Origin of the sequence: Sphingobium sp. PNB, assembly GCF_019873065.1 — a bacterium.
GTDB classification, from domain to species: Bacteria; Pseudomonadota; Alphaproteobacteria; order Sphingomonadales; family Sphingomonadaceae; genus Sphingobium; species Sphingobium fuliginis.
The window spans coordinates 1-8978 of record NZ_JAINEZ010000135.1; the positions used below are offsets into that span (position 1 = coordinate 1).

15 protein-coding genes are annotated in these 8978 nt (G+C 58.7%); 4 read left to right on the plus strand and 11 right to left on the minus strand.

The genetic code is table 11. The features are described 5' to 3' along the window. Positions 1–256: 256 nt before the first annotated feature. The 11 genes from K7W03_RS25535 to K7W03_RS25585 form a co-directional block, all read right to left on the minus strand. Positions 257–880 carry a hypothetical protein gene (locus K7W03_RS25535; protein ID WP_222887681.1) on the minus strand — a complete coding sequence of 208 codons (624 nt, stop codon included), beginning with the start codon at positions 878–880 and terminating at the stop codon, positions 257–259. After that, the gene (locus tag K7W03_RS25540; RefSeq protein WP_222887683.1) at positions 877–2097 is read right to left on the minus strand and encodes a virulence-associated E family protein; all 1221 of its coding nucleotides are present in this window, start codon (positions 2095–2097) and stop codon (positions 877–879) included. Before K7W03_RS25540 ends, K7W03_RS25535 begins: the two co-directional genes overlap by 4 nt. Next, on the minus strand, positions 2094–2864 hold the full coding sequence (locus tag K7W03_RS25545; protein ID WP_222887685.1) for a hypothetical protein: 771 nt from the start codon (positions 2862–2864) through the stop codon (positions 2094–2096). The genes K7W03_RS25540 and K7W03_RS25545 overlap by 4 nt, the downstream gene beginning before the upstream one ends. Further along, positions 2861–3184, minus strand: a complete 324-nt coding sequence (locus tag K7W03_RS25550; protein WP_222887687.1) for a hypothetical protein — start codon at positions 3182–3184, stop codon at positions 2861–2863. Before K7W03_RS25550 ends, K7W03_RS25545 begins: the two co-directional genes overlap by 4 nt. Further along, positions 3181–4566, minus strand: coding sequence for a DEAD/DEAH box helicase (locus K7W03_RS25555; protein ID WP_222887689.1), 1386 nt, complete (start codon positions 4564–4566; stop codon positions 3181–3183). Before K7W03_RS25555 ends, K7W03_RS25550 begins: the two co-directional genes overlap by 4 nt. Further along, entirely contained in the window at positions 4563–4817 is a 255-nt protein-coding gene (locus tag K7W03_RS25560; protein ID WP_222887691.1) for an SANT/Myb-like DNA-binding domain-containing protein, read from the minus strand. Before K7W03_RS25560 ends, K7W03_RS25555 begins: the two co-directional genes overlap by 4 nt. A 182-nt stretch (positions 4818–4999) precedes the next feature. Next, positions 5000–5407: a hypothetical protein gene (locus K7W03_RS25565; protein WP_222887693.1), complete on the minus strand. Its 408-nt coding sequence runs from the start codon at positions 5405–5407 to the stop codon at positions 5000–5002. A 319-nt stretch (positions 5408–5726) separates the two neighbouring features. Further along, the gene (locus K7W03_RS25570) at positions 5727–5993 is read right to left on the minus strand and encodes a hypothetical protein (RefSeq protein ID WP_222887695.1); all 267 of its coding nucleotides are present in this window, start codon (positions 5991–5993) and stop codon (positions 5727–5729) included. After that, positions 5986–6168 carry a hypothetical protein gene (locus tag K7W03_RS25575; RefSeq protein WP_222887697.1) on the minus strand — a complete coding sequence of 61 codons (183 nt, stop codon included), beginning with the start codon at positions 6166–6168 and terminating at the stop codon, positions 5986–5988. The genes K7W03_RS25570 and K7W03_RS25575 overlap by 8 nt, the downstream gene beginning before the upstream one ends. A 29-nt stretch (positions 6169–6197) precedes the next feature. After that, positions 6198–6647, minus strand: coding sequence for an HNH endonuclease signature motif containing protein (locus K7W03_RS28400; RefSeq protein ID WP_222887699.1), 450 nt, complete (start codon positions 6645–6647; stop codon positions 6198–6200). Then, a complete protein-coding gene (locus K7W03_RS25585) occupies positions 6644–6841 on the minus strand; it encodes a helix-turn-helix domain-containing protein (RefSeq protein ID WP_046762873.1) in 198 nt (65 codons plus the stop codon). The genes K7W03_RS28400 and K7W03_RS25585 overlap by 4 nt, the downstream gene beginning before the upstream one ends. On the opposite strand from K7W03_RS25585, the gene K7W03_RS28275 reads away from it, so the two are divergent. The 4 genes from K7W03_RS28275 to K7W03_RS28145 all read left to right on the plus strand — a co-directional run bounded on the left by K7W03_RS28275 (position 6833) and on the right by K7W03_RS28145 (position 8911). Continuing rightward, positions 6833–7585: a LexA family protein gene (locus tag K7W03_RS28275; RefSeq protein ID WP_198147439.1), complete on the plus strand. Its 753-nt coding sequence runs from the start codon at positions 6833–6835 to the stop codon at positions 7583–7585. The two genes, K7W03_RS25585 and K7W03_RS28275, sit on opposite strands and share 9 nt — an antisense overlap. Positions 7586–7692: 107 nt before the next feature. After that, positions 7693–7935, plus strand: coding sequence for a hypothetical protein (locus K7W03_RS25595; protein ID WP_222887701.1), 243 nt, complete (start codon positions 7693–7695; stop codon positions 7933–7935). Positions 7936–7960: 25 nt separating this feature from the next. Beyond that, entirely contained in the window at positions 7961–8710 is a 750-nt protein-coding gene (locus K7W03_RS25600) for a hypothetical protein (RefSeq protein WP_222887703.1), read from the plus strand. Between the two features lie 66 nt (positions 8711–8776). Then, entirely contained in the window at positions 8777–8911 is a 135-nt protein-coding gene (locus K7W03_RS28145) for a hypothetical protein (RefSeq protein ID WP_264319090.1), read from the plus strand. The last annotated feature ends 67 nt before the right edge of the window (positions 8912–8978 follow it).

Here is an 8978-nt window from a genome sequence, read left to right on the forward strand (position 1 = left end):
TTTCCGTTCTCTGTGGCCTGCGTTCAGCCCAGACGGCTAATTCGTTCCCCATCACTCATCTCCTTCAGCGGCGTCGTACATTGCGCCACCAGTATTCCGCAGCCTTGAGATCAACGCCCAACTCCCGCGCCTGCTTCCCCGCCTGTTCCCGGGTGCGGTCAACAGCAAGGAGCCAGCAAATGTAGGCTGTGGGCGGGGAGAGGTGGCTTTCATTCCTGACCATTCCGCCCTGCACGGTGGTGTGGCGTCTCGCGGATCATGCGTAACGACTGCCGTTGTGGATGGCCTCGATAGCCTTCTCGACCGTGTCATATGTCGCGACGTGAGGATCTTCCACGGTGCCTGTGGGCGTGACGACCATCCAATCGGAGCTAAGGCCGCCCGCCACAACTGGAGTGGCATCATCGTTGCTCTGGAATTGGCCTTTGCGATCCCCTCCTATGAGCTGGAAGGTTGTCGTCTCGACGCGCCACGCGATGATGGGATGGAGGTCAGCCTTATCGAACGCCCGGTCATTCTCATACATGCTGGGATAGAGCACGAACCATCCAGGATGCGCCGGAATGATGGTTGTGGTCTTTGTGTCAGCGCTCATATGCAGCCTTCCGTTGAGGTTGAATTTTCCAAGGTCGGGGTTGGAAATTTTCCAACGGGGGTTGGAAGAAAAAAACCGAACAAACCCAAGGGCTTCCCCTCTACTTTCCAACCTTTCCAACGTAATAAGTAAATTTACGCGCACGCGCGCGTATGTGCGTAAGAACCAGCTTTTGGTTGGAAAGGTTGGAAAGTCTCCAAATCCGCCTTTGTTTTCAGACGGATAATGTTTCCAACCCCTGCCAAAAAGGTTGGAAAAAGGTTGGAAAACAGGATGGAAAATCACCCCTTCTTCCTCCCTTTCCGCGTCTCTGGCGCGCACCCAGGCGGGAACCACCAGTTGACGTTCAGCCCATGTCGCAGGCATCGCGCCTTCTCCCACCCGCGATGCGTCAGATGGTTCGTGACGCGCATCTCCGTACTGGCGTCACGCCGCTCCACCTGAACATTCAGCTTCTTGAGAACCTCAGAAGCCGTCACGCAACCGCGCATCTGGACCTCCGGAGAATTGACAAAGGCGTCGATATCCGGCGCCCAAGCATCCTCCTGGAAGCGCTCAGATTGAATCTCATTGGCTGCAAGGTCAAGGTCAGAACCGCGATCGATCCACCATTTTTCACCGGCGCTATAGAGCGCGACAGCCTCGGCCCATAACTGATCGCGAACAGCAATCAATTTCTCTAAATCTACCGACCTGCAATAAACAGGCCAAAACCGCCTAGCACCAGTCGGGTCACGCAAATAATCATGCTCGTTTGTTGATCCAATGAACACAACGCGGCGCGCGCGATTAATATAATGCCGCCCCCACAATGGACGGTAATTGTCAACCGTTAAAGTTAGAAAATTCTTGATGGTTCGGATATCGGCTTTTCCGAACCCACCAAGTTCACCTAGGTCAACCGCCCATTTGCCTTGTAAGGCAAGAGCCGATTCTTGGCCTTTGAAGCCAGGCAGGCCGTTCATGACGAAATCTTGGCCGAACAGTGCAGCCACCGCAGACGATTTACGGATGCCCTGCTCACCTTCCAGGATCAGCATCGTGTCAACCTTCGCGCCCGGGTTGAGCGCGCGCGCGACGGCGCTGATCAGGAACATGCGCCCAAAGGCGCGATTGATGTCCGTATCGTCCGCATCAAAGATGGAGGGCAGCCATGTGGATACTCTCTTCTTCCCGTCCCAGCTAAGGCCGTTCAGATAGTCGGCTACCGGGTTGAACCGGCTATCCTCCGCAACCCGCAGGACAGCCATCGGAACGTCCTGCGCTTTAGGGTCAAAGCCTGCCGCCTCAATCTGCATCCGAATATCGATGTAATCTGTGTCGCGAAGATCGCGCCCCTTCCACTCGATATTCCCGGTCAGATCATTGAAGCGAAGCTGGCCTCCAAGCCCAGGCAGAAACCTTAGATGAACCATCAAGTTAGTAAGGTTCTTCTTCGGCCCCTTCTCGCCCATATCGAGGTGGTGGCGCCACGCGTTCAACTCGACAACATTGCTCATCATGCCGCCCTCGCCACACTAAGGGGAGCATTGACATGGGTAAGCCGTGCCTGCCGGAAGATGACCTTTTTCAGCGCGGCGGCATCGATGCCGGTTCCAGCGGTGATCGTCGTGACACGCGGCCAACGTATTTTGTCGATTGCGCCGATGGCCAGCGCAGACGGCGCGTAGCCAGTCCATTCCGGCGTGATATTGGCGATTTTGCGCGCGTTCTCGCAATTGTAGAACCACTCGATCGAGAATGTCGCTATCTCGCGGGCCCAGACGCGGGCATCGGCATGAACAGTGAAGCGATCAACATAAAGCGGCTCGATCAGGGAGGGCCCCTCGTCGGCATAGATGCGCGCCTCGCCAGTTTCCGAATGTATCAGGACAATCTCCTCTGGCTCGGCATATTTTGGGCCCATGGGGCAGGGCAGGGGCAGCGGCACGGCAAGGCGCCAAGCATCGTCCACCTTCATCGCAGCCATGGAATTGAGCGCGATCGACAGGTGTGGATCGTTGGGATTGAGGTCCAGCGCGTTCGCCTTCCAGCGGGTCGCGGCGCGCGGGTCGCGGAACTGCGCGCGAACGGCCTTGCGCCATGCGGTGCCGATCGTGTCGCCGATCATGGCGTCGAGCGTGGTGATCAGCTGGCGCTGGTAGGCTATGGCTTCACCTAAGCATCCCTTGCGGACATAAGTGGTGATGGCATCGCTAGCGTCGGCCGCGATGGCGTCGAAGAACGGCTTGTTAGGCTGGTTGACGTCGATGATGTCGCGGTGTCTCATGCCAGGCCCTCCGCCGCCAGAGTTTTGGCAACGTCATCCACAGACCACGCCGCAAAAGCGATGCCACCCGCGCGCGTAACAGCGTCAGCAAACTTCTGCTGGTCTGGCTTGAGCCGGTCCCGCCCAATCTTCGCGTCGATGGCGACAAACCGCCCCTTTACGCAGGAACAAATATCAAGACGCCCTTTCTTGCCGATCTTTACCGGGCGGCCGTTCTTGTCGAACAACAGGCCGGGAGTTTCGACATGGATCGACAGCGCGCCAATGCCCGAAAGGTAGAGACGGATCGACCGCACAAGGTCGTCATGGATGACACTCATGCGTAACGCCTCCCGGCGAGGCCGCCGCCCTGCCGAGCGTTCATGATCGCGTTCACCCAGCCCGGCTTATACCCGCGCTCGCGAGCGATTCTCTCCAAGTCTTCCCGGGTGCGGGCGTTGCCTACCTCACGCCTTTGCTCCTTGCGCTTGGCGGCAACATCAACCTCTGCCAGTTCTCCGTCACGCTGTTCGATCTCCCGCCCTTGTGAGGCAGGCTGTTGACCGCACTGAGGGCATTTCGGCGCAGGTCGGTAGACATGGAAGCACTCCATGCATGTCTTGATCGTGACGCTCGCCTTTTCGTCCTTTTTGCGCTTTTCTCGATCAGCCAGAGACCATTCCCGGTCATCATCAGGCAAGCCATGGACCATACTGTTGCCGGCATGGTCGAGAATGATGGCTTCGGATTTGCCGGGTGCCGGCCGTAGCGCGCGGCCGACCTGCTGCAAATGGAGTGACAGCGATTTGGTGGGACGCAGCAGAATGACCGCTTCAATCGCCGGAACGTCGAAACCCTCGCCGAACAACTCGCAGTTGGTCAGGACAAGGGTTTCGCCGGCGATGAAGCGGGCAATGGCGGCATCGCGGGCATCACTGTGCATGCTGCCGTCGACATGCTCGGCGGGAATGCTATTGGCGTTGAACTGAGCAGCGATGTGCTGGCTATGCTCGACATTGACCGCAAAAGCGACGGCCCGCTTGCCGTTGCAGAGTTTCCTGTAGTGTTGAACCGCATCACCAGTGATGGAGGGCTTGTCCATGACGGACGCCAAATCATCCTTTTTGAAGTCGCCGGCCTGTATCTTGATGGCTGCGGTATCAATTTGCGTCGGTGCAAATAGCCGGTACCGGGACAGACTTCCTTCCGCGATGAGTTCAGCGACAGTGGGACCGTTCACCATCTCCTGAAACCAGTTCCCCAGACCTTTGCCGTCAAGCCGCCACGGGGTAGCTGTGAGGCCAACGATCTTTGCATCGGGAAATGCATCAAAGATTTTCTGCCACTGGCTTGCGCCGAGATGGTGGCATTCATCGAAGATGATAAGATCCGGTGGCGGGAGGCAGTCGAGGCGGCGCGCTACTGTCTGCACAGAGCCAATTTGAACGCGCTTATGGGGGTCGGAAGAATGGCCGCCGGCGATAATGCCGTGCTGAATGCCCATCGCGGCAAAGGTCTTTGAGGTCTGCGTGATGAGTTCGCGGCGGTGCGCCAGCCACCAGCAGACGAGCCCCTTGGCACTGCTGCCTTCGATCATTTTCGACCCCGAGACGGTCTTGCCGCCACCCGTTGCAAGCTGCAAAAGGATCGCCCGCTTGCGTTCCCGGAAACCCTGCCTGGCGCCGTTGAGGAGCGCTTCCTGATACGGACGGAGGATGATCATGCCGCCTGCCACCCCATGTCCGCCCGAATCTTGTTGAAGCGGCTGATGCAGGCGTTCTTGGTCTTCCCGAGCATCTTGCCGATGGCCGTAAAGCCAACACCTTCTGCCAACCCATCCATCAGGATCGCGTCGAAATCATCCGACCATGCCGATGAAGGCTTGCGGGTCGCGATCCCGGCAGTACGGGCGCCCGTCTTGTTGATGACGACAACGCGGTTTTTCCGGCCGCGCTGCACGGTGATGAAGCCCATCGTCTCCAGAAGGGCGACATAGCCGGACGCCTTGTCAGCGCGGGACAGCCCTAGCATGTCCGCCATGTCCTGATTGCTGGGGCATGGCTGGTTCGCGTCGGCTGCACGACAGATGATGTCATAACAGCGGCGCAGACGGTCCTCTTTCGCTGGTGTAAATGCGAAGGTTGTTTGCCGCATGTTCATGCCACGCTCCTGATCTTGTCGGCCTGCTCCACGATGGCGGACAGGGCGAGCATGAGAGGGCGGATGCTGTCGGCAAGCTGGCAGGTTTCGCGGTGATCGCGGATACCGTCTTCCAGCGCCGCGCAGAATTGCGACACGAGCGAGGACAGGCTCGCGATGGTCGTCATGTCGTTGGCCGCTTCAACCGTCATGGGGACCATGCGGAAGCCGTAGAGCGCTGTTACCCGGTCAAGGGCATGAGGGTCCGCCAGCAGGCTCGCCATTGCCTTGTGAAGCTCCGGGACATTCTCTCCGGTGATGGCGCGGTTGACGGTCTTCACGTCTGCATCGATCGTATCGGCCAAAGTGGACTTGCCGACACGAGCCGACACGCCTGTCCAGTCCTGCGCCAGTGCGGCGGACACACTCGCCTTTGACGGCGGATTTTTTTGACGGATTTGGTTGCGCTGCAACATTACATGTCGCTCCCGTTATGAGGAATTTCGGAAACATTGGCGCCGGGACGACCGGAAAGGGGGGTGTCGACCGCCCCGGTGCCTGCCTTGCGACCCAAGGCATTTCTGACGCGCATGTCCCATCGTGGGCTGCCGTCCTCGATTGCGAAGAATTGCGCGTTGAACTGGAAGCGATGCGACCCAGCTATCAGCGCGCAGGGGACCAGCACGGAACTGCGACCCGCCGTGCTGGTCTCGTTGCTATTGGGAAGGTTGTGGAGAGGGTGGTTCACAGGCTTGAGCCTCCACCGCTGGAGATTGACTCCCCAGCGGCTTCGGTCATCGTGGCGATTGCGAAACAACCACGAAAGGAATCACGATGGCTGACGATGTGCGCGTTACGAACTTTCCGGTGCCAGCGAGTAAAGAGGGGGTGGCGCTTGACCTCCTGCGCCTTATTAGGCAGCAGAGTACCGAAGCCGGAACGCGGCAAACGCCCGCCCAGCTTATTGAACTCTATGGCCGCTGCCTCAAAGCGGTCGCCGGGTTCAATCACGACTGACACCCGCCTTATCCAGCGCCGCGTCTATGATCTGGCGCGGCGTCTGGTCGCTCTTGCCTGTCAGGAAGACGTGGTAGGCGCGGGCGCGGGCCACGATGTCTTCTGGCCGCTCACCAAAGCCAGCATTCGCAAGACGCAGGCATTCGAGGCGAATTTCAATGTCGCTCATTTACGATCTCCAGTTCTGGGGCATCCCGCTCATGCTGCATCCGCCTGCTTGGTGGGGCGGTAGTGGCGGCGGCTAGCTTCACGTATGCGGCAGCATGCCCGGCAATATCGCTTACCTCCACGGCCTACAAAAAGGTTATCACCTGCAAATTCATGACCTCTCAGGCAGTGCGTTCGAGGCCTGCTGCCAGGATGAAACGGTGCAGCCCTTTTGCAATTCTCAGAAGCGGTCACTGCTTCAAGATGGTCAGGATTGATGCAAGCCCTGTTGCGACACAGGTGATCGATTTGAAGGCCGTCACCGATTGGGCCGCAAAATGCCTCGTAAGACAGCCTGTGCGCCAGGTTGCACCGACCCCGAACCGAGAGCGAGCCGTACCCCTTCGGGTTTATCGTTCCGGTCCAGAACCAGCATTCACCCTCGACAGAGATACGCTCCATGAGGCGAACCTTGATCGGCCTAACGTCAAGCTTCCTCATGCTGCCCGTCCTTGTTCTGCCGACATGATAATCGGCTCAAGGGCAGCCAACGTGGACGCGGATGGGTTCCAGTCCTCCGCATCTGCTTCGCGCAAGGTGTTGCGGTGCAATCCAGCCATCAATGCCAGCTTATGCTTGGACATCCCCGGCTGTTTCAGGGTCTCGCGGACCCGGTTGATGATGTCGTGAACCATGCCCTGCTAGAAAGCACATATGGATGTGCTTTTCAAGACGAAAAACACATCAGCATGGGCTTACGCTCTGATATTCGCGGCGGCATGACACCCGACCAGAAGCGCGACCTTCTCCGCAAGGCGATCAAGGATTTCGGCACCAACGTCCAGCAGTGGGCGAAGGCGGCGGGCGTGTCCAAGAATGCGCTGTACAATTTCCTGAACGGTCACAGCGACGGGCTGGATCATATGACCTATGCGAAGCTGGCTAGGGTCTATAATGTGCCCTCTTGGAAAATAAGTGGAGAGGCCCCGGAACCGGCGACACCCGCGCCGATCTGGGTGATGGGACACGTGCAGGCAGGCTATTTCAGGGAAGCGGTCGAATGGGAACGCAGCGACTGGTACGATGTTGATGTGCCAGTGCCGCCCCGCTTTAAGAATAGGGCCAGAGCGCTGGAAGTGCGCGGAACCTCAATGAATCGCGAATATAAAGAGGGCGCAGTGGTTATCTGGGTGCCCATGCTCGATGCCCGGCCACCGCGTGATGGCGATCATGTCATTGTTTACAGCTATTCCGCCCACGGGCTGGTCGAGGCGACGGTAAAGCTTTTCCAGGAACGGAACGGCAAACGCTGGCTTTGGCCGCAATCGGACGATCCCGAATTTCAAACGCCAGTTGATGTCGATCATCCGGGCGGTGACGTTGAGCGCATCGAGATCATTGGTCTCGTCATAGGGGACTATCGCCCAAGAATCGTGTGATTCTCGCGCCCCTTTAAAAATAGCACATGCACATGTGCTTTTTCTCTTGCGAAGCACACATGGATGTGCTTTAACCCCTCCTACCGGCCAAGCCGAAGGAGGAAGAGATGCAGATCACTCTCGCGCAATTCGAAACCATCGACGGGCTGTTGAGCAGCCTGCATCGCATGGGTGACTTCGAAACCTGCGCTGATCCGCGCGGCTACATCCAGACCAGCAATCGCCTGCTCGACGCCTGCATTGATGCGGTCGGGTATGACGCTGCCTGCGAGTTCCCCAGCGCCGAAGAGTGCGCTGCGGTGATTGTCGCCCGCTGCCTTTCGTCCGCCACGCTAGTCATGGTCGCCTAATAAACGCCGAAGGAGGAAGAGACCCGTGGCAAACGCAAAGTACGAACTTCTCGAAAACGATACCGTGAAAAGCTGGGATGGCCGGACGTTGTTCCGCATCCGGGCGCTGGTCGCAATTGCCGCAATGGGCGTGTCCGTTGGTGATCTTGGCGGATATGTTGAGGCCGAGAAGAATTTGCAGGTCTCCGGCGATGCGTGGGTCTACGGCAATGCGCGGGTCTCCGGCGATGCGCGGGTCTCCGGCAATGCGCAGGTCTACGGCAATGCGCGGGTCTCCGGTAATGCGTGGGTCTACGGCAATGCGCAGGTCTACGGCAATGCGCGGGTCTACGGCAATGCGCGGGTCTCCGGTAATGCGTGGGTCTCCGGCGATGCGCGGGTCTCCGGTAATGCGTGGGTCTACGGCGATGCGTGGGTCTACGGCAATGCGTGGGTCTCCGGCGATGCGTGGGTCTACGGCAATGCGCAGGTCTACGGCAATGCGCGGGTCTCCGGCGATGCGCAGGTCTCCGGCGATGCGTCGAAAACCCCTATCGTGGTTTCCGGCCTGCGCTGGAATGTGACCATCACTGATTACCAGATGGCCATCGGGTGCCAGCTTCATGGGATCGAGGAATGGCGCGATTTCGATGATCGGGCGATCCTCGCGATGGATGGCCGACCCGCGCTGGAGTTCTGGGGCAAGTACAAAGCCGCTCTGCTGGCCATTTGCGAAGGCGAGGGCCGCCCATTTCCAAAAGCCGAAGAACCAGTCGTGAATACGGTCGCAGCCTGATCTCCCCCTGTCCTGCCTCTTATCGGGGGCAGGGCGCGGATGAGATTCAGCATCACAGGAGCAGGTATGATGGCTTCTAGCAAGATCACCAACGCCCTTCGCAATGGCCGGGACAGCATAACGCTGACCCGCCTTGAAGCGGTGACGATCTTTCTCGTTCTGGTGGCTCTGCCGCTTTGGATCGTGGCGGGAGGGTTGTGATGGCTACCGCACACGACTTCCCCGAAAGCGCGCTAATCGGCGCTGCTGAGCGGATACAGCCGATGGT